We start from the raw sequence: 23,121 nt of genomic DNA, 5'->3' as shown, positions 1-23,121 counted from the left end.
ACGGCGATGACCCACGCTAGCGGGCCCGCACCCCCTGACATCGGACGCCACCGCCCCTGCCCGCCCCGCCCCGGCCCCCTGTCCCGCCCGCCCGCCGCTGCGGAGGCCGGGCGGGCGGGACGGGGAGAGCCGGGGGGCGCGGCCGTGACGGCACAGCGCGCACACACAACCACCACAAGCCGCGCTTTAGCCGTCCTGGGCAGGGTGCAAGCGTCGGCACCGCATGCCTCCTGCCGGCGCCGCCGCCCCAACGCGCCCCGAGGGAGCCGATGTTGTCCACCCCAGCCGCCGCGCCGACCCTTCGCCTGCGGGGGCGGCGCGCCGGTGGACGGGCACCTGCGTCGAGCGCCGCGCCGCGCGCAGCACAGCCGGGCACCGCACCACGCGCGCCGCGCCCGGGCCCGCGGCTCGCCCCGCGGCCTGGCCCGCACGGCGTGCGCTCCGGTCCGCGACGCGGCGGGCCCGACGGCATGCCGCGGCCGCCGCGACGCGGCTCGTATCCGGGCGCGTCCGGCGCCATGCCGCGAGCAGGGTGGTGCGGCTCGTGCTCGGGTGGGTGGGGCGTCGCGCCGGGCGTGCCGCGTCCCGGCCTGCAACGCGGCGCGCCCGGCGCCGCGCCACGGCCACCGCACCTCAGTTCGCCCCCCGGCCCGCGCAGCCCGCACCCCGCCCCCGCGCCGGGGAAACGCCTCCGGCGAACACCGGCCTCCGCGCCCGCAGGCGGTGGCCGGTGCGCGGTCCCGTCCGGGGCGCCGCGCTTCCCCCTCGCCCCGCCCGCCGCGCCGCCCGCACCCGCACCCGCACCCGCGTCCCGTCCGCGGCCAGGAGCTGAGGAGATCACCGAAGGAGACACCGGCCGATGAACACACCGCCGCGGCCCTCGCCCGCGCAACGGCTGCGCGCCCTGCACAGGGACGGGCGGCTGGCCGCCGACTGGCCCGCGGTGGTGCCGCTGCTCGCCGAGGTTGCCGATGCCGCGGCCCGCGGCCGTGCCGGGGGCCTGGAGGAGTTGCTGGCCTGCGGGGAGATCCTGGCGGGGGTGGAGCCGGGCGCCGTCCTCGCCCGGCACCCGGCCGTCCCGCTGGCCACGATCGCGCTCACCGGGTCCCTCGCCACGGCCCGGCTCGCCCACCCGCTCACCGCCGAACTCGCCCGGCACGGCGTGCTGCTGCGCCTGGTCACCGGCGACCGGGGCGCCCACGGGCGCGAGCTGGCCGACCCGGGCTGCCAACTCGCCCACGCCCGGCCCGATCTGACGCTGTGCCTGCTGGATGCGGGGGCCGTCTTCGACGAGCTGGCCGCGCCCTGGGACGTCAGCGACGCCGAACTGGCCTGCACCCGCCTGGCCGCCCGGCTGCGGGCGATGGCCGGCGCCCACGCGGAGCGCGAGCCCGGCACCCTCGTCCTGAACACGCTGCCCCTGCTGCGCCGCCACACCCACCAGCTCCTCGACGAGACCGGGCGCACCCAACTGTCGGCGATCTGGCGCGACTTCAACGCCGGACTGCTGCGCCTGGCCACCGCCTGCCCGCAGGTCGCCGCCGTGGACCTGGACCCGCTCATCGCCGAGACGGGCCCGGCCCGCGGCCCCCGCGGCGCCGCGCCCTTCACCGACGCGCTGCTGGCCGCCTACGCCCGCGAGGCCGGCCACCTGCTGCGCGCGCGCCGCGGCCTGACCAAGAAGTGCCTGGTCCTCGACCTCGACGAGCCCCCGGGGGACGACGAGGGCCTGGCGGGCGTGATGCGGGCGGTACTGCGCCAACTGGCCGACCGGGGCGTCCTCCTGGCCGCCCCCGGCCCCGGCCGGGACGGGCCCGCCGGCGTGCGGGGGATCGCCGAGCGGCTGGGCCTCGGCGTCGGCGACCTGGTGCCGGCCGACGCCGACGAGCGAGGACGCGCCCTGCCCCGTACCGCCCTGCCCGGCGTCACCGTCCCGCCGCTGGGCGGCGACCCGGCGCTGCGCGCCGAACGGCCGGTGCAGGACAGCTGGTTCACCGCCGCGCCGCCGTCGGCGCGCGAGCGGGAGCAGCCCGCCCGCCGCCCGGGCGAGAGCACGTGGCGCACACCCCCGCGCCGCGCCCTCGAACGCCGCACGGGCGAACGGCGCAGATGCTCCTACGAGGAGTCCCCGCACGACCTCACCGTCCGGGTCACCCTGGCCACCGCGCCCGCGCACGACTACGCCCGCCTGGCCCGGCTCTCCCTGCACACCGGCCCCTTCAACCTCACCGGCCGGCGGCTGAGCGAACGGCGGCTGGCGGAGCTGGCCGCCAGCCCCGCCCACCAGGCGCTCGCCGTCCGCGTCCGCGACCGGTACGGCCAGGACCGCCTGGCGGGCGCGCTCGTCACCCGCCGGGCGGCCGACGGACTGCACCTGGAGACGTTCCTGCTCAGCCGCCGGGTGCTGGCCCGCGGCATCGAGGAGGGCATCGTCGTGGCGCTCCTGCAGGCCGCGGCCCGCCGCGGCCTGCCCGCCGTGCACGCCTGCTACCGGGCCACGGCCGCCAACGGGCAGGCCGGCGCCCTCTATCCCGGCCTGGGCTTTCGCCCCCGCCGCCCGCCCACCGCCGCGGCGGCGGCCCGCGGCGAGCAGTGGTTCACCCACGACCTGCGCGAGCTGCCCCCGCCCCCCGCGCACCTCACCCTCGACCTGCGCCTGGACGACGGGCAGGGACCGCCCCCCGAACCCGCCCCGGGACCCACCGGCCGGAGCGGCTGACCCCCCGCCCCGGCGCCTCAGAAGTCCTCGGTGACCGTGGCGACCGCCTCCAGGACGGCCCGCCCCACCTGCGCCAGGGTCAGGGTGACCGGCACCTGGCGGCGGCCCCGGGCGTCCTGGCCGCACCGCCCGGCCACCGCCGCGCACCGCAGCGCCGCCCCGGGCTCCACATAGCCGCGGAAGTGCACCTCCAGCGAGGACAGGGCGCAGCGCTCGGCGGCGAACCGGTGCGCCCGCCCCGCCGCGAGCAGCGCCGTCTGGCGCAGCGCCTCCAGCTGCAGGGCCGCGGGCACATGGCCGTGCTCGGTGACCGGGGCCAGGGGCCAGCCGGCCGGGACGGCCACCTCCACCGACAGCCGGCCGTGGCCGGGCCCGGCCGGGCTGTGCACCAGGACGTTGCCCGGCGCGGTGCGCCCCACCTCGGCGGGGTCCACCGCCTGCCGCGGGCCCGCCGGCCGCGGCGGCGCGCCCTGCACCGCGGCCCGGCTGAGCACCTGGTGGTTGCGGTGGACCACGGGCGGCAGGAACACGACGTTGGCGCTGCCCGCGCCGCAGGGCACGTCGTCGATTCGCAGCTCGGTACGGAACGCAAGGGCGCGCGGCACCCCGTCGATGACCTTGTCCGGGCGCACCCGCAGCAGCGTGGTCAGCAGCACCGGGCCCGCCCCGGCCGCGCGCCAGGCGGAGATGTCGGGAGCGGCGACGGTGAAGCGGTAGAAGATGCCGGTGCGGTTGGCCGGCACCCCGAAGTGGCTCTGGCCGAGGAACTCGCCGATCTCCCGGACCATCTCGGCGCCCGCCTGCAGATCGTGGAAGCGGCGCGGGCCGTCGCCGAACACCGGGTGGGCGTGCGGCAGTTCACCGGTCAGCACGAACTCCGCCTCGCCCTCGGCCAGCCCGGCGGGCCCCACCGGCTCCCACGAGCGGAGCCGGTGCACCAGCCGCAGCGTGCCGCCGTGCGGCGCCGGTGCGCCCACCGGCAGACCTTCGTCGCCGCCCACGCGCTCACCCCCTCCGCGCCCCGCGGCGCCGCCCCGCGCGGTCTGTGCGGCGCCCCTGCCCTGGCGACAGCCTCGCCCCGGGGCGGCGGACGGAGCCAGGAAGATCAGCTGGCAGCAAGCTGTACGGCATCAAGTCTCCCCGCCCCCCGGACCCGCCGCGGCCCGCTGCGCCTCGCTCCGCGGCGCGCGGCCCACGGCCTCGTCCAGCGCGCCCGACAGCGCGACGTTCACCCCGGCCTGGAAGCGGCTGGTGGCGTCCAGGTCCTCCATGATCTCGGCGATGTGGCGCCGGCAGGTGCGCACCGACATGCCGAGGCGGCGGGCGACCATCTCGTCCTTGTAGCCCTGCGCCATCAGCTTGATGATGGAGCGCTGCACGTCGTCGGTGATCGCGGCGCTGTCCTCCGCGTCCGGCTCGAAGACCGTGCCCTGGGCCCACTGCTGGTCGTAGAGCTTGCACAGGAAGGCCACCAGGGTCGGCTCGCGCACGACGATGGCGCCCGGGCGCCGGTCCAGCTCGCCCTGCTCGGGCAGGAACACGATCTCCCGGTCGTAGATGATCATCCGGTCGATCAGCTGGTCGGTGGTGCGCACCTCCGCGCCGGCCGCGGTCACCTCGCGTATGTAGGCGGTGGAGGCCGGGTCGTTGCGCACGGTGTGCTGGTAGAGGTGCTCGACGCGGATGCCGCGCGCCAGGCGCTCCAGGGTGCGCCGGCGGGCGCCCTCCAGCAGGTGCGGCGGGCGGGGGCCGCCGGGCTGGACGGTCAGAGCCTGCGTCTGGCAGCGCGCCCCGAAGTCCTCGATCATGACTTCCAGGACGCTGATGTTGGTGATGACGTCGAAGGCCTCCATGCGATTGCGGCTTCTACGGCTTTCGAAGTACACCGGCAGCAGCGACAGCAGGCTGTTGCGGGTGCTGGAGACCGACTGCTGCAGCTCCCTGATCCGCTGTTCGGCGGGGCCGACCAGATCCGCGGCCGCGGAGTCGGGGCTCGCCGGCGCCAGGGTGTCCCGGTCCCCGGGCACCGGGTGCAGCAGCCGCAGGTCCAGCAGCGTACGGGCGATGCGCGCCGCCTCCTGCGGGGTCAGCCCGAGGGTGGCCGCGATGGCCTGGGGGGCGTACTTGCCCGCCCGGACGGCGGCGCGGTAGGCCGCGATGGCCTGTTCATCCAATTCATGAAAACAGGGGTCAGATGGGGAACTTTCAGACATCGCTGCAACCGCCCCCGACGGAAAGAGAATTAGTTGCCATGCAACTTTACGCCACTGGCCGACTCTTAGCCGAGATTAGTCGGAGTGGGCACACTGGCGACGAACAACTCAACACCGACTGGGGGATAGTCATGAGGATTTCCGGCATGCGGAGAGAGGTTGTTGGGACGCTCGTTGCCATCGGCGTATTGGGGGCACCGGCGGCGGGGGCCGCGCAAGCCCACGGTGCGCCCGGTGGCACCGTCACCGTGGTGGCGTCGCAGGAGGCGCCGCACGGCTTCGGGCCCGAGGACGACGGCTGGGGATGACGCCGGGCTGAGGTGACGGAAAGTTGAATGGGTAGGCCACCGGAGTCCCGGTGGCCTGCCTCTTTGCGGATGCGCGCGCTCCGGCTGCCGCTCGCGGTGGCCGGTTCGGGTACGCCCGCCCGCGCGCCGGGGGGCGGGAGCGGCCCCCGGGCCGGGCCTGGGGCTTTCCCTTTCCGCGGCCCGCACCCGAAGGAATCCAGCCAGAATCCACCGGTTCTCAAGTGCGTGATGCGGGCCCCTGGGTGAATGCGCGGCGGGGCGCGGGACTTGCCGACCGGGCCGGTAATCCGCCCACCGGAATAGAGTGTTCTTCTCGGGTATTCGGCACTGCAGCGTGATCAATTGGCGTCCGCTTGCGGGCCGCCGGCCCCGATAGCGGACAGCCGCCGGGATTTCCGGTACGGGTGCGGCGGAAAGCATTCCGCATAGCGTCCCGGTCCGAGCGGACAGCGGAATAACGGATACCGCGCCGCGTGCGGCATGCCCAGCGCGGCCGCCCGCACGGCGTGGCCGCGCCAACCGCGCCCGCAGCCCGGCTGGTTGGCACCCGTCCGGTCGGACCAGCCAGGGGTCCCTCCCGCCGGGTGGCGACCCGGTACGCGCGGCCGCCCCCCCCCCGGCACGGCGTCCCCGAACCAACCACCCCTATGGCCCGGCTGATTGGCGCCCTTGCCCGTCGGGTCGGGTCAGCCGGGCGAGCCCCGTCCGTCCGGCGGTAGCCCGGAACACGCGGCCGCCCCGCACGGCGCCACCGCCCCGACCGCCCCTGCCGCCCGGCTGCCCGGCACCCTCCCCCTCCGGTCACCCCAGTCGGGCAGGCGCCTCCCAGCCGGTGGTGGTCGGTGCCGTGGGGTGGCCGTCGGGGGGGATCAGGAGGATCGGGGGGGTGCCCGGCCCCGCCACCTCGCCGACCACTGCCGCCTCCCGTCCGTACGGATCGGCGCGCACCGCCGCCAGCAGGGCGTCGACGGCCTCCGCGGCGACCACCACGCACACACAGCTGGTGGTCGCCGCGTCCAGTGGGTCGACCCCCAGCATGTCCAGGGCGACCCGCGCCTCGTACTGCACCGGCAGCGCCGCCTCCCGCACCCGCAGCCCCAGGCCCGTCTCCTCGGCGTACGCCCGCAGCACCGCCGCGAGCCCGCCGCGGCCCACCGCCCGCACCGCGCGCACCGCCCCCGCCGGCACGGCCTCCCGCACCCGGCCCAGCAGCCCGGTCAGCGGCACGCAGGCGCCCGAGATCACGCTCTCGTGGCCCAACTGGGCCCGCACCGACAGGACATGGGCGCCGAACCCGCCCAGCGGGGCGCTGACCACGAGCCGGTCGCCCGCCCGGGCCCGTGCCACGGGCCCGGGGGAGCGCAGCAGGCCGATGCCCGTGGTGTGCAGATAGATCTGGTCGGCCTCGCCCGCCCGTACCACCCGCGCATCGACATCCACGACGACCACACCGGCCGCCCGCGCCGCCGCGCGCACGGAGTGGGCCACCTGCCGCACCCGGTCCAGCGGAAGCCCCGCCTCCACGACCGCCGACAGCGACAGCCCCAGCGGCACCGCGCCGGCCGCCGCCAGCTCGTTGACGGTGGCGCACACCGCGGCATGGCCGATGTCGCCGTCGCCGTAGAACGGCGGATCGACGACATGCGCCCCCGCCCGCAGCACCGGCACACCGTCCCCCAGCCCCGGACACGGCCCGCACACGTCCCCCAGCGCAGCACGCAGGAACGAGCGCAGGCCGCCCGCCGGGCCCTCACCGTCGTCCGCGAGCCCCACCTGCGCCGTCCCGAGGGACGCCGAGGCGGGGGCCGGGCTCGAAGTCATCAGGCTCACCCCTCTACTCCTACGGGTCTCGATCCACCGCGACCCGCACGGGCGCCCACCGAGGGGGTGCCCCGCCCCGGACAGGGGGCCCGCCGGGGCATCCCGGGGTGCGGCGGCACGGTCCGCCGACGCCGGGCCGCCGCAGGGATGGTGCGCCCCTGCACGCCGCCGCCCCCGCAACGCGGCACCACAAGTGGCGCTTTAGTTCCGCTGCCGACGCTGTCGGAACCCCCGAACCGGCAGCCCGTCCGAGGAGCCTGGCCATGACGACCCGTATCTCCGGGCAGACGGCGTACGCCACCGAACTGCGCGGCTGGCTCACCGCCCGTCTCGCGATCTACCTGGCCCGCCCGGAGAACTCCATCGACCACGACACCCCGCTCGCCGCCTACGGCATGGACTCGGTGTGGGCGCTCAGCCTCTGCGGCGATCTGGAGGAGGAGAAGAACCTGATCGTCGACCCGACCCTGGTCTGGGACCACCCCACGGTCACCGGCATCGTCGCCCATCTCGCCCCGTGCCGCGCCGCGGCCCGCCCCCTCCACGGACAGTCACGGCACCCCGGCGGGCAGCCGCCGGGCACCGCGGTCAGACCCGTGGCCCGGCGGGCGGGCGAGCCGGCCCCCGAGCACGGGGCAGGACCGCAGGACGCGGGCTGAACCGCGTCCGGCGCAGAGCGCGGCCGGAGCGCCGCCCGGCCGGTGGGCCAGCGGCCGCGCGGCGGCTTCAGGGCGCCTTAAGTCACAGTCCGTAGCTTCCGGGCGCACGCCGTGGGGGGTTCGAGCGGGGCCCGGCACGGTGCCGTTCAGTCATGAGGGGGAACATGTCGACGGATCTGCAGACGTTACAGCCGACGGCCGAACTGGTGGGCCGGGAACTGGACCTGGTCGCCGTCCAGGGCAGACTCCAGGACCCGGCCGCCCGCCTGATCACCCTGACCGGGACCGGCGGCGTGGGCAAGAGCCGGCTGGCCGCCGAGGCCGCCCGCGGGGTCGCCGAGCTGTTCCCCGGCGGCATCCACCCCCTGGACCTGCCCGCCTGCCCCGACCCGGAGACGGCGCTCGCCCGCATCGCCCAGATCGTGCGCGCCGCCACCGGGCGCACCCTGCTCCTGCTGGACGGCGTCGAACACCTCGCGGGCGCCCTGGCCCCCGCCCTGGCCGGCCACCTCGCCGCCACGCCCGCGCTCACCGTCCTGGCCACCGGCCAGGAAGTGCTGCGCCTGTACGGCGAACGGGTCGTGCCCGTACCGCCGCTGCCGGTGCCGGGACCGCTCCTGGACCCCGACGTCGCCGACGTCCAGGACAACCCGGCGGTGCGGCTGTTCATCTGCTGCGCCCACGAGGCCAACCCCCAGTTCGCGCTCACGGCCGAGAACGTCGAGGCCGTCGTCGACATCTGCAACCTCCTCGAAGGCGTCCCGCTCGTCCTGGAACTGGCCGCCCGCCGACTGCGCCTGTACCCGCCGCAGGAGCTGCGGGCCTGGCTGCGGCGCGGCGGCGACAGCCATCTGCCCGGACCCGTGGACGTCCCGCCGCGCCAGCGCTCCACCCTGGCCATCGCCGACTGGAGCTGCCGCGGCCTGAGCCAGGACCAGCGCGTGCTGCTCGCCCGCCTCGCCCTGTTCCAGGGCGGCCTCACCCTGGCCACCGCCGAGAAGGTCTCGCCGCTGGGCGCGGGGGAGACCGCCGTGGCCCTGGAAGGCCTCCTGGACCGCAACCTGCTCACCCTGGAGGAGAATCCGCGCACCGAGAGCCGGCTGACCATGTCGCGCACCCTGCGCGCCTACGGCCTGGCGCTGCTGGACGCCGCCGGGCCCGGCCCGGCCGGCGCGGCCCGCCAGGCCCACGCCCGCTTCTACCAGAAGCTGCTGCACACCCTGGAGGGCCGCTTCCACGGCTCGGAGCAGCAGCGCTGGCTGCGCGCCGCGGCCGCCGAACACGACAACGTGCTGGCCGCCCTGCACCACCTCACCGACACCCACGAGCGGCAGGCCGCGCACCGCACGAGCGCCGCCCGCCCCCACCGCGGCGCCCGCCCCGCGCACGCGCGCCCGGCGGCCCTGCTGGAGCGGGCCGCACTGGTCACCGCCTGCCTCTGCCCCTGGCTCATCCGCGGCGAACTCACCGAAGGGCTGCGCTGGTTCGACTCCACCGAACGGGCCCTGCACGACGAGGAGGGGGAGGAGGACGAGGAACGGCTGCGCGCCCGCGCCCGCCTGAGCACCGGCGCGGGCGTGCTCGCCGCGGCCCTGGGCGATCACGAGGGCGCCGCCCACCGCCAGCGCCGCGCCGTCGAGGCGTTCAAGCGGCTGCGCGAGCCGGGCGCGGGCGCGCTGGCCGCCGCCCGGCGCGGCTACGCCCTCTTCCGCTGCGGCGACCGGGCCACGGGCCAGTCCCTGCTGTCGGCCGCCCGCACCACCCTCAACGTGCAGGGCGACACCGCCGGATCCGCCGAGGCCGCCACCGCCCTGGCCGAAGTCCTGCTCGCCGGCGGCGACAGCGCAGCGGCCCGCGCCCTGCTGGAGCGGGCCGACCGCATCCAGCGCCAGCACGGCGCCATCCGCGATCTGGCCCGCACCCTGTGCGTCACCGCCCGGCTCGCCCTGCACGAGGGCGACGAGGCAGCCGCCCGTGCCGCGCTGCGCGAGAGCACCGGCCTGTACGAGTCGATCGACGAGCGCACCGAACTGCCCGCCGTCCTGGACACCTTCGCGCTGCTGCTGCTGCGCACCGCGGGCCAGCCCCAGCGCGCCGCCCGCCTGCTCGCCGCCGCGCAGGCCCTGCGCGCCCGCACCGGCGCGGGCACCGAGGGCGCGGACCGCGAGCAGCTGCAGGGCGCCGCCGCCGAACTCCGCCGCCAGCTGGGCCGCACGGTCTTCGCCTCCGCCTGGGCGGAGGGCCTGCGGCTGCGCCCGGAGGCGATGGCCGCCGAGGCGCTGGCGGTGGCCGAACCCGGCCGCGCCGAAGAGCGCGGCGAGGCCGGCGCCCTGACCCCGCGCCAGCTGCAGGTCGCCCTCCTCGTCGCCGACGGCATGACCAACCGCCAGATCGCCCACCAGCTGGACATCGCCGAGTGGACCGTGGTCAACCACGTCCGCCACGTGATGCGCAAACTGGGCTGCAACTCACGGGTCCAGGTCGCCTGGGCCGTCGGCAGGAGGCAGTGATGGCGGCCGCCCAGCACACCCCGCCCGCCGCCGCCCGCCGCCACCCCCCGGCCCCCGCCCCCCTGGCCCCCCTGCTCGGCGCGCTGCGCCCGCCCGCCGAGGTCGGCCGCCGCTTTCAGCAGCAGGGCCGGTGGCGCACCGAGACCGTGCTGCACGACCTCTACCGCGGCGCGGCCCGCCACCCGCACCGCACCGCGATCGTCTCCCACCACGCCCACCGCCCCGCCCCAAGCCGCCTCACCCGCCTGACCTACGCCCAACTGGCCGCCTGCACCGACCGCTTCGCCCTCGCCCTGGACGCCCTGGGCGTACGCCCCGCGGACCCGGTCGCCTTCCAACTGCCCAACCGCTGGGAGACCTGCGCCCTGTTCCTGGCCTGCCTGCGCATCGGCGCCGTCGCCGTCCCCGTCATGCCCGGCTACGGCGCCCACGACCTGGCCGCCGTCCTGGGCGCCGCGCAGCCCCGGCTGTGCGTGGTGCCCGACCAGTGGGAAGGCGTCGCGCCCGCCCGGATCCTGGCCGGCCTGGCCCCCGGCCTGCCCTGGCTGCGCCACCGGGTGGTGCTCGGCGACACGGTGGACACCGGCGCCGTCGACTTCGCCCAGCACTTCCTGCGCACCCCGCACGAACGCCACCGGCCCGCCGCGGGCCTGGCCCTGCCCCCCGGCCTGCCCGACCGGATCTGCCTGGCCGTCACCTCGCTGGGCCTGCACGCCGCCCACAGCATGGCCCTGCACACCCCCAACTCCCTGCACGCCGGCCTGCCGCCGGCCCCCGCACCGGGCGGCGCCAGCTTCACCGCCCTGCCCCTGGCCACCCTGCCCTCCCTGCTGCACGCGGTACTCGGCCCGCTCACCCGCGGCGGCACCGTCGTCCTGCAGGACCTCTTCGACCCCGAGAGCGCCCTGGACCTGATGGCCGCCGCCGACGTACGCCAGGCCTACGCCACCCCCGCCCAGTGGGCCGAACTCGCCGCCGCCCAGCGCCGCCGCCCGCGCCCGCGGGCCGCACTGAGCCTGGCCCTGACCTCCGATCCCGCCGCCACCCCCGCCGCCCTGGCCCAGCAGGTCCACCACCTCCTGGGAGCACCCCTGCGCGCCCGGCCCCGGCCCGGTCCGGGCCGGGGCCCGGCGCGCGGGCCGTCCTCGCCGACGGCGGTGTGGCGGCGCGAGAGCGGCAAGCTCAGCCCGACCTGGGCCCCGCAGGAACCCACCGGACCGGGCGACCCGGTGGACCTGGACGAGGCCGGCCAGCCGCGGCTGCGCACCGAGGAGGTCGGCGGCCTCTTCCTGGTCCCGGTCACCGAGATCGAGGAACGCCTCCTGGCCCATCCCCGGGTCGCCGAGGCCGCCGTGGTGGCCTGCACCGACCCCCAGCACGGCGAACTGGCCTGCGCCGCGGTGGTCCCCGACGGGGACCCGCCCACCCTGCTCGAACTGCGCGATCACCTCCTGGGCCAGGGCGTGCCGCCCGCGCACCTGCCCGCCCGCCTGGAACTCATGGGCGGCCTGCCCCGCGCCGCGAGCGGCGAGCTGCACCGCCGGCGCCTGCAGGGCGCCCTGGCCGCCCGCAGCCCCACCCGCTCGGCCTGAGAGCCGCTGTCCTGTCCCCGGCCGGACTCAGGGCTGGTCGGCCGGCATCCCGTCGAAGACGAGGATGCGGCCCCGGGTGTTGCGCGCCCGCAGCGGCACGATCGCCTGGTAGGCGGGCGAGTCGTACCAGCGCCGGGCGGCCTCGGTGCTGGGGAACTCGATCACCCCGGTGAAGGCCTGGCTCTCACCCTCCAGGACCTGGCTGGGCGCCCCGCGCACCAGGTAGCGGCCGCCGTGTGGCTCCAGGGTGGAGACGAGCTGCGCGCTGTAGGCCGCCACCTCCTGGGGATCTCCGGTCAGTTGGGCTTCGGCTATGACGTACGCGGTCATCTGCGGTGTCCTTTCTCGGGTGTGCTGTGCACGGGCCGTGGGCATGCAGAAGTCCCCCCGCTCCCGGCAAAGGGGTGCGGAGGGACTTCGGCCGGATGCGGCCGGAGGGCTAGCGGCGGCCGGCGGAGAGGGGCTCGGAGGCGGACCGGGGCAGCGCGGAGGCTGCCGTGCGGGTCAGGGCGGCGACGATCAGCAGGGCGAACGCGCCGAGGGCCGCGACGACCCGCACCACGTGCGCGCCCTGCCACTCGTCACGCGTGTCCGCCCAGTCCGCGGGCGGCGCCGCCACGTTCCAGTCGTTCTGGTCACCGTTGATCGGCAGGTTGATGGTCAGCGTCACCACCAGCACCACCAGCATCAGGGCGAGCGCCGCCACCGGCAGCCACAGCTGCCGGTCGCGGGAGCGCCGCAGCGTGACGATCAGCAGGACGGTGGTCAGGATCGCCGGGATCAAGGTGGCCGAGGCCAGCGTGTCCAGGGCGTCCAGCTCGACCTGGCGGACCTGCGCGTACACCCTGCCGTCGTAGTCGCGCAGCGAGGTCTCCAGGACGAGGACGGCCACCAGGAACCCGGTGAAGATCCCCAGGAAGATCAGGCTCGCGAAGCGCGAGACAGTGGCCAGGGGGCTGTGTTTCATTCCAACTCCTTGCAAGGGGCGGCGTGTGCGGCGTGATCGGCGTCGGTCTCGTGCCGGGTCCGGCGCGGCGGGCCCGCGCCCGGCGCCGCGGGGGTGCCCGCGCGCGCGGGACGCACGGCCAGCGAGGCCGCGACGGCCCGGCCCACCGCGGCGGTGAACTCCTCGGTGGACCACGGCCATCCACCCGGGGCCACGTGCGTGAGCGTGGCGCGCTGGAAGCAGACCCCGAGCAGCAGTGCGGCGGCCGCCCCCACATCGGCGTCGGCGCGGATCCGGCCGCGCTCGCGCAGCGCCCGCAGGTGGCGCCCGACCGCCTCGAGGAGCTCGTCGGGGGCCGCGGCGGTCCCGTACGGCAGCGGGCGCAGGCCGGCCAGCAGCGCGTGGTCGGCGAACAGCGCGCCGATCAGCGGCATGGACTGCTCGTAGAACCACACCAGTTGGCGCACCAGGCGCACACAGCACGCCTCGGCGTCCTCCTCGCGCACCGGCTGCGAGAGCAGCGCCCCGGCCGCCGGCAGCCGCTCGCGCAGCAGCGCGCCGAGCAGGTCCACCTTGCCGGTGAAGTGCTTGTAGAGGGCGGCCTCGGAGCACCGCGCGTCGGCGGCGATGGCCTTGGTGGTGGCCCCGGCCAGCCCCCGCTCGCGCAGCAGGTGCTCCGCGGCGTCCAGGAGACGGGCGCGGGTGGGGTAACCGTGTGCCGTAGTGGACATTCACTCACCCTTCCGCGTACGGGCACCGGCCGGCCGGTGCCCGGTGGTGCGGCACCGGGCCGCACCACCAGCTGTCCCCGGCGCTGTCAGCCGCCCGTCTTGGCCTGCGGCTCCTGCCCGGACTGCCACACCAGGTCGAACACGAAGCGGCGGATGCGCCAGCCGTGTGCGGTGCGCACCGTCTCCGCCTCCAGATGCCCGCCGATGTCGAAGTGAGCGGCCGGCTCGTCGGTGTCCCGGACGTGCACGGCCATCAGGTGCGCGCGCACCCGCGCGCTGTCCCCGTCCACCTCCACCACGTGGTTGGCGCACAGGTGATGGGTGCGGGCGAACGTCGTGCGCGCCATCTCCTGGAAGCCCGCAAGACCCTCGATGCCCTTGAACTCCCCGAAGGGGAAGGTCAGATGCACATCCTCGGTGAACACCGTATCCAGCCAGGCGTCGTGGGAGCGGTCCTTGTCCAGGTGCATGACGTAGCGGTCACACAACTGGGCCACCTCCAGACGGTCGTTGAGCCGTCGCAGCTCCTCGCGCAGCGCCGCCACGGTGGCGTCGTCCTCCAGCAGGGACATGGTCGTTCCTTTCTCCGGCGGGCGCGAGGCCCGTGAACGCCGGACAGGGGGGTGCCCCGGTGATCCAGGGGGTGGGAAGGGCGGATCTCAGGCGGCCCGCCGGAAGGAACTGCTGCGCCAGGCACGCGGCTCGAAGGGGGTGGGCTGGGGCCGGTACCACCGGGCCGGGGCCCACCGCTGCCGCGCCTGCTCCTCCTCCCGCGCGGCCAGGCGCAGCTGCAGCACCGCCAGCAGCGCGGCGAGTTCCTCGGGGGTGGGATCGCCCCGCTCGATGCGCACCAGCGGTGCGGGCAGGGCGGGGGCGCCGTCCCGGGACGGCGCTGCCGCGGCCGGTGCCACCGCGGTCGGTGTCTGTGCGGTCGGTGTCACTGGGTACGTCCTCACTGCGGCGGGTTGCCGTGCTTGCGCCGGGGCAGGCCCGCGTCCTTGGCCTCGAGCATGGACAGGGCGTTGATCAGGGCCGCGCGGGTGGCGGCGGGGTCGATGACGTCGTCGACCAGGCCGCGTTCGGCGGCGTAGTAGGGGTGCACGAGCTCGCGCTTGTACTCCTCGATCTTCTGCGCGCGCATCGCCTCGGGGTCGTCGGCCGCGTTGATCTCGCGGCGGAAGACCACGTTGGAGGCGCCCTCGGCGCCCATCACGGCGATCTCGTTGGTGGGCCAGGCCAGCGCGATGTCGGCGCCGATGGACCGGGAGTCCATGACGATGTAGGCGCCGCCGTAGGCCTTGCGCAGCACCACCGAGATCCGCGGCACGGTGGCGTTGCAGTACGCGTACAGGAGTTTCGCGCCGCGCCGGATGATGCCCTCGTGCTCCTGGTCGACGCCGGGCAGGAAGCCGGGCACGTCCACCAGGGTGACCAGCGGGATGTTGAAGGCGTCGCAGAACTGTACGAAGCGGGCGCCCTTCTCGCTGGCCCGGATGTCCAGCACCCCGGCCATCGCGGCGGGCTGGTTGGCCAGGATGCCCACCGTGGCGCCGTCCAGGCGGGCCAGCGCGCACACCAGGTTGGGCGCCCAGGCGGCGTGCACCTCCAGGTACTCGCCGTCGTCGACGATCTCCTCGATCACCTCGCGGATGTTGTACGAGCGGTTGCCGTCGGCCGGCACCACGTCCAGCAGGGTCGGGCACAGCCGGTCGGTGGGGTCCTCGCCGCGGGCGCGCGGGGGCAGTTCGCGGTTGTTGGAGGGCAGCATCGACAGCAGGTAGCGGACCTCGCCGATGCAGGTCTCCTCGTCGTCGTAGGCGAAGTGGCACACCCCCGAGGTGCCGGCGTGGGTGTCGGCGCCGCCCAGCCCGTTCTGGGTGATCTCCTCGCCGGTGACGGCCTTGACGACGTCGGGCCCGGTGATGAACATCTGCGAGGTGTCGCGGACCATGAACACGAAGTCGGTCAGCGCGGGGGAGTAGGCCGCGCCGCCCGCGCACGGGCCGAGCATCACCGAGATCTGCGGGATGACGCCGGAGGCCTTGGTGTTGCGCTGGAAGATGCCGCCGTACCCGGCCAGCGCCGAGACGCCCTCCTGGATGCGGGCGCCCGCCCCGTCGTTGAGGGAGACCAGTGGCGCCCCGGCCGCCAGCGCCATGTCCATGATCTTGTGGATCTTCGTGGCGTGCGCCTCGCCCAGGGCACCGCCGAAGATGCGGAAGTCGTGCGCGTAGACGAAGACGGTGCGGCCCTCCACCGTGCCCCACCCGGTGATCACACCGTCGGTGTAGGGCCTTTTCAGCTCCAGGCCGAAGCCGGTGGCCCGGTGCCGGCGCAGCGCCTCCACCTCCTGGAAACTCCCCTTGTCCAGGAGCAGGTCGATCCGCTCGCGCGCGGTCAGCTTGCCCTTGGCGTGCTGGCGTTCGGTGGCCGCGGGATCGGGGCCCTCCCGCACCCGCTCCTTGATCTCCCTCAGCTGCTCGACGGCGTTGTGTGGACGGTCCATCGTTTTCACTCCTCCCCGGGCGGGCCGATTGCTCCGGCGGGCCGATGTCCTGCTCCGGCGGGCCGAACTCCTGCTCCCGCGGGTTTCATCGCGGTGCGCCGCCCGCCACGGCCGCCGCCTGCGGCTGCGCCACCAGCTCGGCGAGCAGCCCCGCCAGTTGCGCGAGGGTCGCCTCGCGCAGCAGGTCGTGCGCCACGATCGACACCTGCAGGGCCGCCTCCAACTGCCGCTTGAGGTGCAGCGCGAGCAGCGAGTCCACGCCCAGGGCGCGCAGCGGCCGGTCGGGCCTGACGCGGTGGGCCGGGGGCACCCCCAGGGCGCGCCCCAGCTCCCGGCACAGCCAGGTCTGCAGGGCCCGGGCCCGCACGCCGGTGTCCATGGCGCGCAGGACGGACCCGTCGGTGGGCCAGGCGAACAGCACAGAGGAGTTGGACAGGGCCATGGTCGTATCGCTTCCATCTCGAGAGGGGCACAGGATGTGCGGGCAAGAACAGGAGGACTGCGGGGGCGGGCTCAGGCGGCCGCCTGCCGGCGCGCGGGCGCCGCCGCACGGCGGGCCAGGCACTCCTCGAAGAAGGCCAGCGCCCGCAGGTGGTAGGTGCGGGCCGACCAGCCCAGGCTGATGTTGTGGCCCGCCTCGGGCTGGCGGTCCACCACCAGGTGCTCGACGGCCCCGAGCCGCTCGCGCAGCTCGGCCAGCGCCTCCTCGTCGTGCCGCCACCACGCCTCGTGCTCGGCGAAGGTGAGCCGGGTGGGCACCCGCACCCGTGCGGCCAGGCGCGCGAAGGCGGCGGGCCAGCGCGCCGCCTCGGCCCGCTCCAGCGCGGGCATGGGGGTGACCATGTCCGCGCAGGCGCGGAAGGTGTCGGGCGGATACAGCCGCAGCGCACCCCAGTTCTGCCGCCAGTGCCCGTGCCCGGCGGCCGAGGGCAGCCGGTTGGCGGGCACCGCGAAACGGTGCCCGCAGCCGGAGATGTCCAGCCCCAGCAGGCCCGCCGGCAGCGGCGCGCCGGCCGCGCACGTCAACGCCAGCTTCCCGCCGTAGGAGTGGGCCAGGACGAACACGCCCGCCCCCACCTCGTGCCCGGCGGCGAACCGGGCCAGCGCGGCGCGCAGCGTGGCCGCCTGGGCGGCCAGCGGCTGGCCCCGGGGCAGGCGCGGCGCCGACGCGCCGTAGCCGGGCCGGTCCACGGCCAGCACCTGAAAGCCCAGGCGCATCCCCACATCGAACAGGGACTGGCCGGGGTGCGCCTGCCCGTCGAAGTAGGCGGCGCTCATGCCGCCGCCGTGCAGGGCCAGCACGGTGGCCCGGGGCGCGCCGCCGACGGCCGGGCCGAGCAGCGCGGACAGCGTCAGGCCGCCGGCGTCCAGGGTGATGTCCCGCACGCCCGGCGAGCGGGCCGGCCCGCTCACCGCACCCGCGCGGTGCCCGCCGCGCGCTCCTGGGCGGAGCCCGCGGCCGCGGGCGGGGCGCCGAACCAGCGGTGCAGCGCCGCCCGCAGCCCCTGCGGCGCTTCGGGGTCCCGGGCCTGCTCGGCGACCCAGGCCACATAGCCGTCCGGGCGCACCAGCAGCGCCGCCGCGTCCGCCAGCGCCCCCGGCACCTCGGTGCGCACCCGCGCGGTGACCACCTGCCCGGCCCAGGGCGCGGCGGCCGCCCGCACCGCCGCGTCCCCGGCCAGGTCGAGCAGCACCCCGCGCGCCGGATGCAGCAGCTCCATCGTGCTGGTCGGCCCCGCCGCGCCGGTCAGCACGCGCGGCGGGATCCGGCGCCCCAGCAGCCGGTGGCCGCCGGCCATCGTGTCGTAGCGGATGTCGATCCCGCTGACCAGCCCGGCCAGGTGCCGCTTGACGTCGTCGTACTGGATGAGCTCCCCGAACAGGGCGCGCAGCGGGTCCATCTCGGGCCCGCCGACGAACAGCATGCCCTGCGCCTGGGTGTTCATGAGCAGCCGCGCACCGGCCGCGTGCCGCTCGGCGTGGTAGGAGTCCAGCAGCCCCCGCGGCGCGCTGCCCCGGCTCTGCGCGGCCAGCTTCCAGCCCAGGTTGGCGGCGTCCTGCACGCCGGTGCTCAGCCCCTGCCCGCCGGCCGGCAGATGGATGTGCGCGGCGTCCCCGGCCAGCAGGACCCGCCCGCGCCGGTACTCGGTGACCTGCCGCGTGGCATCGGTGAACGAACTGACCCAGTGGGCCGTGCCGTTGCTGATGTCCTCCCCGGTGATCCGCCGCCAGGCCCCGGCGACCTCGGCGAAGGACACGCTGCGCTCGCGCTCCTCGTCCGGCGCCCGGTCGGGCACCACGATGATGCGGTCCACGCCCTCGCCCAGCGGCGCGGCCATCACCATGCCGTGCTCCAGGCGCTCGCCCAGAAAACGCGGCCGCAGCCCGCACCCGGCCACATCGGCCAGATACATGGTGCGCGTCGCGTCCGTGCCCGGGAAGGAGAACCCCGCGGCCCGGCGCACCGCACTGCTGCCGCCGCCGCAGCCCACCAGGTACGGGGCGCTCAGCTGCTGCACCCCCCGCGGCGTGGCCACCGCGATCTCCACCCGGTCCTGGTGCTCCTGCAGCTCCAGGAACTCCCAGCCGCGCCGCAGATCCGCCCCCAGGGAGATCACCCACCGCTCCAGGACCTCCTCGGTGCGCGACTGGGGAATGCCGCGCGCCCCGAAATGGGCGTCGGGCAGCACGGTGTAGTCGAACTGCACCCCGCCGAAGTGGCCCAGCGGCGCCACCTCCAGGCCCTCGAAGTGCGCCAGCAGCCCGCGCTGGTCGAACACCTCCATGGCGCGGGCGGTGAAACCCAGCCCGCGGGACTGCCCGGTGGGCCGCTCCAGCCGTTCCACCACGATGACGTGCGCCCCGCCCAGGCGCAGTTCTCCGGCGAGCATCAGCCCGGTCGGGCCCGCCCCGACCACGATCACGTCCGCGTCCATGCTGGACCTTCCTTCGAATCCGGTGGCCGAACTGGCCTGGGAACGCCTCAGCCGAAGAGCTGAGCGATGTGCTGCGGGGCGGTGGTCCTGCCCCACTCCACGGCCTGCCCCAGCAGTTCGGGGGTGGCCTCGAAGCAGCGGGCGGCCGGGTCACCGAGCGCGAACGGCGCCGGCAGGAACGCCGACTCCCGCACCCGGGCGAAGATCCGCCGCGCCGCCTCGGCCGGCTCCAGCTCACCGGCCTCCACGGCCCGGCAGTTGGTCCGGGTGAACACCAGCAGCGCCTTGATGTCCTCGCCCACCGGGGCGGGCAGACCGGGCGTGGTGGTCTGCTCCAGGTCCTTCAGGACCTGCTCGTCGCGGCCCTCCATGAACCGGCGGTAGGCCCGCTCGACGGTCATCGTCGGCATGATGCTGGTCGACTCCCACACCCGCAGCACCGCGTTGAACAGGTCGTAGTGGCCAAAGCCCACGAACGAGCTGTAGACGAGATCGTCGTGGACGTCGTACAGGCCCTGCTGGAGCCGGTCGATGTAGGCGAACCGCTCGGTGGACCAGTCGCCGTCGCGGGCGGCCTCGATCAGCCGCCAGGCCAGCGAGTTGACCACCTCCACGGTGTTGGTCAGCCCCCGCGAGTACAGCGCGTCGGTGAACCCCGCGGCGTGCGCGGTCAGGCAGTAGCGCTCGCCGACGGTGCGCGAGGAGGAGTACTGCAGACGCCCGGTGCTCACCCACGGGCGCACCGCGCGCGCCTGGGTGAACTGCTCGGCGATCTGCGGGAACCGCGCCAGGAACGCGTCGAACTCCTGCTGCGGCGTCGAGCCGTCCTTGGGATGGGTCCGCTCGTCCAGCGTGAGCCCCACACTGCACAGCGGGCTGAGCGCCCCCTCGTGGTTGTCGAAGGGGATCACCCACAGCCAGCCGCCGTCGAAGACGTGGTGGAGCGTGCCGTGGTGCCACGGACTGGGCTGCTTGTGGCCCGCCGCCGAGGGCGCCTGGTCATAGGCGGTGACGCCCACCATGTGCGTGAACATCGACCGCGAGTGGTGGCGGGCCCGGGTCGGCTCCTCGCGCAGGCCGAACTTCTCCGCGACCGGGGAGCGGAAACCCCCGCAGTCCACCAGGTACTGCGCCCGGTGCTCGCCGCCCTTCTCGCAGCGCAGCAGCACCCCCTCGGGCCCCGTCTCGATGTCCGCGATCCGGGTGTTGAGCAGCGGATCGGCCCCGTAGCGCACCGCCAGGTGGAACAGGAACGCGTCGGTGTCCTGGCGGAAGAGGTGGCTCTCGGTGCGCTGCCACTCGGGCACCACCAGCTGGTTGATCTCCTCGGGGTTCTGCTCGAGGCCCTCGCGGTGGTAGACGAAGCCGAAGTTCTGCTTGCGCCCCGACATGGGCGAGACCTTGTCCTGGATGCCGCGGAAGGAGGCCAGCGCCTCGATCTCGGGCACCCGGTAGCGCTCGGCGACGATACGGGTCATGGCCGAGGTGTAGGGGATCGTCGACTCGCCCACCGCGAACCGCGGGTGGACACCGGCGTCGATCAGCAGGACCTTCACGCCGTTGCGGGCCAGGACCGCGCCCAGCATGCCGCCCGCCATGCCCGCGCCCAGGATGGCCACGTCGTAGCGGTCGTCCGGTCGGTCGCTCGTGTTCATCGCTCACTCTCCGAAAACAGCAGGGGACAGGACGGGGGACGAGCGGCGCGCCGTGCCCGGCACGGGCCGGGGCGCACCGAACCAGCTCGTGAGCGCCTGGTGCAGGGAGAGCGCCTCGCCCGGCTGCACCCAGGCGACGTGCCCGTCGGGGCGCACGAGGAGCGCGGCGACGCCCTCCAGGGGGCCGGGCAGCCGCCCGGCCGGCCGCGCCGCCACACAGGCCACCCGGCCGGGCCAGGCCGCGGCCACCGAGCGCAGCAGCGCGGCCTCGGGGCGCAGCGTGAGCAGCACGCCCTGCCCCGCCCGCAGCAACTGCGCACCGGTGGACTCCTGGCGGCCCACCCGCAGGCGTACGTGCGGCAGGCGGGCGCCCAGCAGCGGATGCTCCCCGGGGCCCACGTCGTACCGCACGTCCAGGCCGGAGATCATGCCCGCCAGGTGCCGGCGCACGTCCTGATGCGGCAGCAGCTCGCCCATCAGCGCGCGCAGACTGCCCGCCTCGGCGCCGCCCAGCAGCAGCTGCGCCTGGGTGCGGATGTTGTCCAGGACCCGCCGGCCCACCGCGTGCCGCTCGCGGTGGTAGCTGTCGAGGAGCGTCTGCGGGGCCCGGCCCCGGGCGACGGCGGCCAGCTTCCAGCCCAGGTTCACCGCGTCCTGCAGCCCCAGGTTCAGGGCCTGGCCGCCGATGGGCATCTGCTGGTGCGCGGCGTCGCCGGCGAACAGCACCCGGCCCTGGCGGTAGTTCTGCAGGAGCCGGCAGGCGTCGCCGAAGGAGTTCACCCACAACGGCACCCCGCCGGCGATGTCCTCCCCGGTGACCCGCTGCCACACCGCGCACACCTCGGCGAAGTCCGGCTCCCCGGACCGCCGCGGGGCCGGCACGCCGAACTCGTGCACCATCACCCGCGTCACGCCGTCGGCGCGCCGGGCGGCGACGGCCAGCCCCGCCGGCCGCCGCTCGAAGCGGCGCTCGGCGATGTCCAGGCCGGCGACGTCGGCGCGCAGCAGTTCGCGCCCGGCGTCCTGGCCGGGGAAGGCGGCGCCCAGCAGCCGGCGCACCGTGGAGCGTTCGCCGTCGCAGGCGGCCAGGTAGCGGGCGCGCACCCGCACCGGGCCGGCCGGGCCCGCGGCCACCACCTCCACGCCCGGCCCGCTCACCCGCACCGCGCGCACGTCGTGCCGGCGCCGCACCCGCGCGCCCAGACCCGCCGCCCAGTCGCCGAGCAGCTCCTCGGTGCGGGTCTGGGGCACCTTCCACTGCCCCGGGTGGGTGCTCTCCAGCGTCAGGTCCAGCGGCAGCCCGCCGAAGTGCCCGCGCACCTCGCACGGCGGCGTGCCCAGCTCCTGGAGCAGGCCGCGGCTGTCCAGGATCTCCATGGTGCGGGCGTGCAGCGTCGAGGCCCTCGACTGCGTGGTGGGGCCCTCGCGCCGGTCCAGTACGACCACGTCCGCGCCGCCCAGGCGCAGTTCACCGGCGAGCATCAGCCCCACCGGCCCCGCGCCCACCACGACGACATCGCTCTCCACACGGTCCACGGCCATGGTCAGCGCTGCTCCGCGTAGTCCTTGGCGTGGCCAAGGGTGGCCCGGCTGTTGGTGGACAGCGCGCCGCGCACGTAGTCGCGGGCGTCGGCGACGGTGGCCTCCGCGCCCAGGATCCGCGCGATGTTCGCCGTGTTGAGCACCACGGTGTGCTGCGAGGTGGCGGTGGTGAGGCCGTCGGCGCCCTCCTGGAAGGTCCAGTAGCCGGTGTGCAGCGTCATCAGCGCGGGCAGCGTGACCTGCTTGTAGGCGATCTTGTGGTGCGGGAAGCAGACCCGGTAGGACTTGGTGGTGTGCACCGAGCCGTCCTTGGCGCGGGTGTCCATCTCCAGGCTCTGCAGGCCCGGGGTGTCCTCGCGCAGGCGCACGGTCGCCACGTGCGGCAGCCGCTCGGCCCACGCCCCGGCCTCGTTGACGAAGTCGTACAGGTCCTTGGCGCTGCCGCGCACCCGCACGCTGTCCTCGAAGGAGAACGTCAACTCCGCGTCGGCCACCGCCAGTTCCACGTTGGCCTGCAGGGCGGCCAGCTCGGCGCGCGAGTTGCGGTCCACCGCCTCCTCGATCCACCGCAGGCCCGCCGGGTCGTCGTCCAGGGCCCGGTAGTCGTGCAGGAGGCGGATCCGCGAGGCGTTCGCGGACAGCGGCTCGATCAGCCAGGCGCCGCCCATCGCGGCGACCGGCGGCGTGGACACCTCCTGACGGAAGGTGATCTTCAGGTTGGTGCCGTCCAGGGTGCGGCGCGAGGTCCACTGCTTGGCCTCGCCGTTGGCGGTCGCCCAGATCCGGATGCGCTCCTCGCGCTCGCCCTTCTCGACGTGGTCGACGTGGATGGTGGGCGGGAAGATCCGCGGCCAGTTCTCCACCTCGGCGATCAGCCGGTAGACGGTCTCGGCCGGGGCCGCCACCGTGATCTCGTGCTCGACCTCGCGCGTCGTCATGGTCAACTCTCCTTGGTGTGTTGGCTGGTGGGCCCGGGCCGGGGC

Annotated in this window: 19 protein-coding genes; 4 read left to right on the top strand and 15 right to left on the bottom strand. The window is 75.7% G+C overall.

The features are described from left to right. The first annotated feature begins 859 nt into the window (after positions 1 to 859). The gene (locus ACZ69I_RS23690) at positions 860 to 2,719 is read left to right on the top strand and encodes an HAD-IIIC family phosphatase (RefSeq protein WP_470834393.1); all 1,860 of its coding nucleotides are present in this window, start codon (positions 860 to 862) and stop codon (positions 2,717 to 2,719) included. A 17-nt stretch (positions 2,720 to 2,736) separates the two neighbouring features. On the opposite strand, the gene ACZ69I_RS23685 is transcribed toward ACZ69I_RS23690, so the two are convergent. From ACZ69I_RS23685 to ACZ69I_RS23675, 3 genes are all read right to left on the bottom strand, one after another. Further along, entirely contained in the window at positions 2,737 to 3,720 is a 984-nt protein-coding gene (locus tag ACZ69I_RS23685; RefSeq protein ID WP_467677057.1) for an AfsA-related hotdog domain-containing protein, read from the bottom strand. 129 nt (positions 3,721 to 3,849) lie between these two features. Beyond that, the gene (locus ACZ69I_RS23680; RefSeq protein WP_467677059.1) at positions 3,850 to 4,893 is read right to left on the bottom strand and encodes a helix-turn-helix transcriptional regulator; all 1,044 of its coding nucleotides are present in this window, start codon (positions 4,891 to 4,893) and stop codon (positions 3,850 to 3,852) included. 1,148 nt (positions 4,894 to 6,041) lie between these two features. Beyond that, entirely contained in the window at positions 6,042 to 7,061 is a 1,020-nt protein-coding gene (locus tag ACZ69I_RS23675; protein WP_467677061.1) for an AIR synthase-related protein, read from the bottom strand. Between the two features lie 263 nt (positions 7,062 to 7,324). Between ACZ69I_RS23675 and ACZ69I_RS23670 the strand changes: the two genes are divergently transcribed. From ACZ69I_RS23670 to ACZ69I_RS23660, 3 genes are all read left to right on the top strand, one after another. Beyond that, positions 7,325 to 7,720, top strand: a complete 396-nt coding sequence (locus tag ACZ69I_RS23670; protein WP_467677063.1) for an acyl carrier protein — start codon at positions 7,325 to 7,327, stop codon at positions 7,718 to 7,720. A 164-nt stretch (positions 7,721 to 7,884) separates the two neighbouring features. Then, positions 7,885 to 10,230, top strand: a complete 2,346-nt coding sequence (locus ACZ69I_RS23665; protein WP_467677064.1) for a LuxR C-terminal-related transcriptional regulator — start codon at positions 7,885 to 7,887, stop codon at positions 10,228 to 10,230. Then, positions 10,230 to 11,822, top strand: a complete 1,593-nt coding sequence (locus tag ACZ69I_RS23660) for an AMP-binding protein (protein WP_467677067.1) — start codon at positions 10,230 to 10,232, stop codon at positions 11,820 to 11,822. The genes ACZ69I_RS23665 and ACZ69I_RS23660 overlap by 1 nt, the downstream gene beginning before the upstream one ends. 27 nt (positions 11,823 to 11,849) lie before the next feature. On the opposite strand, the gene ACZ69I_RS23655 is transcribed toward ACZ69I_RS23660, so the two are convergent. The 12 genes from ACZ69I_RS23655 to ACZ69I_RS23600 form a co-directional block, all read right to left on the bottom strand. Continuing rightward, a complete protein-coding gene (locus ACZ69I_RS23655; protein ID WP_467677069.1) occupies positions 11,850 to 12,152 on the bottom strand; it encodes a DUF1330 domain-containing protein in 303 nt (100 codons plus the stop codon). A gap of 109 nt (positions 12,153 to 12,261) precedes the next feature. Beyond that, on the bottom strand, positions 12,262 to 12,789 hold the full coding sequence (locus ACZ69I_RS23650) for an anthrone oxygenase family protein (RefSeq protein WP_470834390.1): 528 nt from the start codon (positions 12,787 to 12,789) through the stop codon (positions 12,262 to 12,264). Then, positions 12,786 to 13,499, bottom strand: coding sequence for a TetR/AcrR family transcriptional regulator (locus ACZ69I_RS23645; protein ID WP_467677073.1), 714 nt, complete (start codon positions 13,497 to 13,499; stop codon positions 12,786 to 12,788). Before ACZ69I_RS23645 ends, ACZ69I_RS23650 begins: the two co-directional genes overlap by 4 nt. An 86-nt stretch (positions 13,500 to 13,585) precedes the next feature. Continuing rightward, positions 13,586 to 14,071, bottom strand: coding sequence for a nuclear transport factor 2 family protein (locus ACZ69I_RS23640; protein WP_467677076.1), 486 nt, complete (start codon positions 14,069 to 14,071; stop codon positions 13,586 to 13,588). 87 nt (positions 14,072 to 14,158) lie between these two features. Further along, positions 14,159 to 14,440: an acyl-CoA carboxylase epsilon subunit gene (locus tag ACZ69I_RS23635; protein ID WP_470834389.1), complete on the bottom strand. Its 282-nt coding sequence runs from the start codon at positions 14,438 to 14,440 to the stop codon at positions 14,159 to 14,161. Positions 14,441 to 14,451: 11 nt separating this feature from the next. Next, positions 14,452 to 16,005: an acyl-CoA carboxylase subunit beta gene (locus ACZ69I_RS23630; RefSeq protein WP_470834388.1), complete on the bottom strand. Its 1,554-nt coding sequence runs from the start codon at positions 16,003 to 16,005 to the stop codon at positions 14,452 to 14,454. Between the two features lie 85 nt (positions 16,006 to 16,090). Then, positions 16,091 to 16,447: an acyl carrier protein gene (locus tag ACZ69I_RS23625; protein ID WP_467677082.1), complete on the bottom strand. Its 357-nt coding sequence runs from the start codon at positions 16,445 to 16,447 to the stop codon at positions 16,091 to 16,093. Between the two features lie 71 nt (positions 16,448 to 16,518). Beyond that, positions 16,519 to 17,418, bottom strand: a complete 900-nt coding sequence (locus ACZ69I_RS23620) for an alpha/beta hydrolase (protein ID WP_467677084.1) — start codon at positions 17,416 to 17,418, stop codon at positions 16,519 to 16,521. Then, a complete protein-coding gene (locus ACZ69I_RS23615) occupies positions 17,415 to 18,992 on the bottom strand; it encodes an FAD-dependent monooxygenase (RefSeq protein ID WP_467677599.1) in 1,578 nt (525 codons plus the stop codon). The genes ACZ69I_RS23620 and ACZ69I_RS23615 overlap by 4 nt, the downstream gene beginning before the upstream one ends. Continuing rightward, positions 18,989 to 20,596: an NAD(P)/FAD-dependent oxidoreductase gene (locus tag ACZ69I_RS23610; protein WP_467677086.1), complete on the bottom strand. Its 1,608-nt coding sequence runs from the start codon at positions 20,594 to 20,596 to the stop codon at positions 18,989 to 18,991. The genes ACZ69I_RS23615 and ACZ69I_RS23610 overlap by 4 nt, the downstream gene beginning before the upstream one ends. A gap of 3 nt (positions 20,597 to 20,599) precedes the next feature. Next, on the bottom strand, positions 20,600 to 22,138 hold the full coding sequence (locus ACZ69I_RS23605) for an FAD-dependent monooxygenase (RefSeq protein ID WP_467677088.1): 1,539 nt from the start codon (positions 22,136 to 22,138) through the stop codon (positions 20,600 to 20,602). A 2-nt stretch (positions 22,139 to 22,140) separates the two neighbouring features. Continuing rightward, positions 22,141 to 23,076, bottom strand: a complete 936-nt coding sequence (locus ACZ69I_RS23600; protein ID WP_467677090.1) for an aromatase/cyclase — start codon at positions 23,074 to 23,076, stop codon at positions 22,141 to 22,143. Between the last annotated feature and the right edge of the window lie 45 nt (positions 23,077 to 23,121).

It is taken from the genome of Streptomyces sp. NPDC036815 (genome assembly GCF_055609205.1).
The sequence above is the reverse complement of the archived record's forward strand: the minus strand, read 5'-3'. Positions and strand labels throughout refer to the sequence as shown.

Coding starts and splice junctions, on each gene's coding strand:
- ACZ69I_RS23600 (WP_467677090.1), bottom strand. CDS start 23,076: ATGACGACGCGCGAGGTCGAGCACGAGATCACGGTGGCGGCCCCGGCC.
- ACZ69I_RS23625 (WP_467677082.1), bottom strand. CDS start 16,447: ATGGCCCTGTCCAACTCCTCTGTGCTGTTCGCCTGGCCCACCGACGGG.
- ACZ69I_RS23660 (WP_467677067.1), top strand. CDS start 10,230: ATGGCGGCCGCCCAGCACACCCCGCCCGCCGCCGCCCGCCGCCACCCC.
- ACZ69I_RS23640 (WP_467677076.1), bottom strand. CDS start 14,071: ATGTCCCTGCTGGAGGACGACGCCACCGTGGCGGCGCTGCGCGAGGAG.
- ACZ69I_RS23645 (WP_467677073.1), bottom strand. CDS start 13,499: ATGTCCACTACGGCACACGGTTACCCCACCCGCGCCCGTCTCCTGGAC.
- ACZ69I_RS23630 (WP_470834388.1), bottom strand. CDS start 16,005: ATGGACCGTCCACACAACGCCGTCGAGCAGCTGAGGGAGATCAAGGAG.
- ACZ69I_RS23670 (WP_467677063.1), top strand. CDS start 7,325: ATGACGACCCGTATCTCCGGGCAGACGGCGTACGCCACCGAACTGCGC.
- ACZ69I_RS23655 (WP_467677069.1), bottom strand. CDS start 12,152: ATGACCGCGTACGTCATAGCCGAAGCCCAACTGACCGGAGATCCCCAG.
- ACZ69I_RS23605 (WP_467677088.1), bottom strand. CDS start 22,138: ATGGCCGTGGACCGTGTGGAGAGCGATGTCGTCGTGGTGGGCGCGGGG.
- ACZ69I_RS23690 (WP_470834393.1), top strand. CDS start 860: ATGAACACACCGCCGCGGCCCTCGCCCGCGCAACGGCTGCGCGCCCTG.
- ACZ69I_RS23610 (WP_467677086.1), bottom strand. CDS start 20,596: ATGAACACGAGCGACCGACCGGACGACCGCTACGACGTGGCCATCCTG.
- ACZ69I_RS23675 (WP_467677061.1), bottom strand. CDS start 7,061: ATGACTTCGAGCCCGGCCCCCGCCTCGGCGTCCCTCGGGACGGCGCAG.
- ACZ69I_RS23650 (WP_470834390.1), bottom strand. CDS start 12,789: ATGAAACACAGCCCCCTGGCCACTGTCTCGCGCTTCGCGAGCCTGATC.
- ACZ69I_RS23665 (WP_467677064.1), top strand. CDS start 7,885: ATGTCGACGGATCTGCAGACGTTACAGCCGACGGCCGAACTGGTGGGC.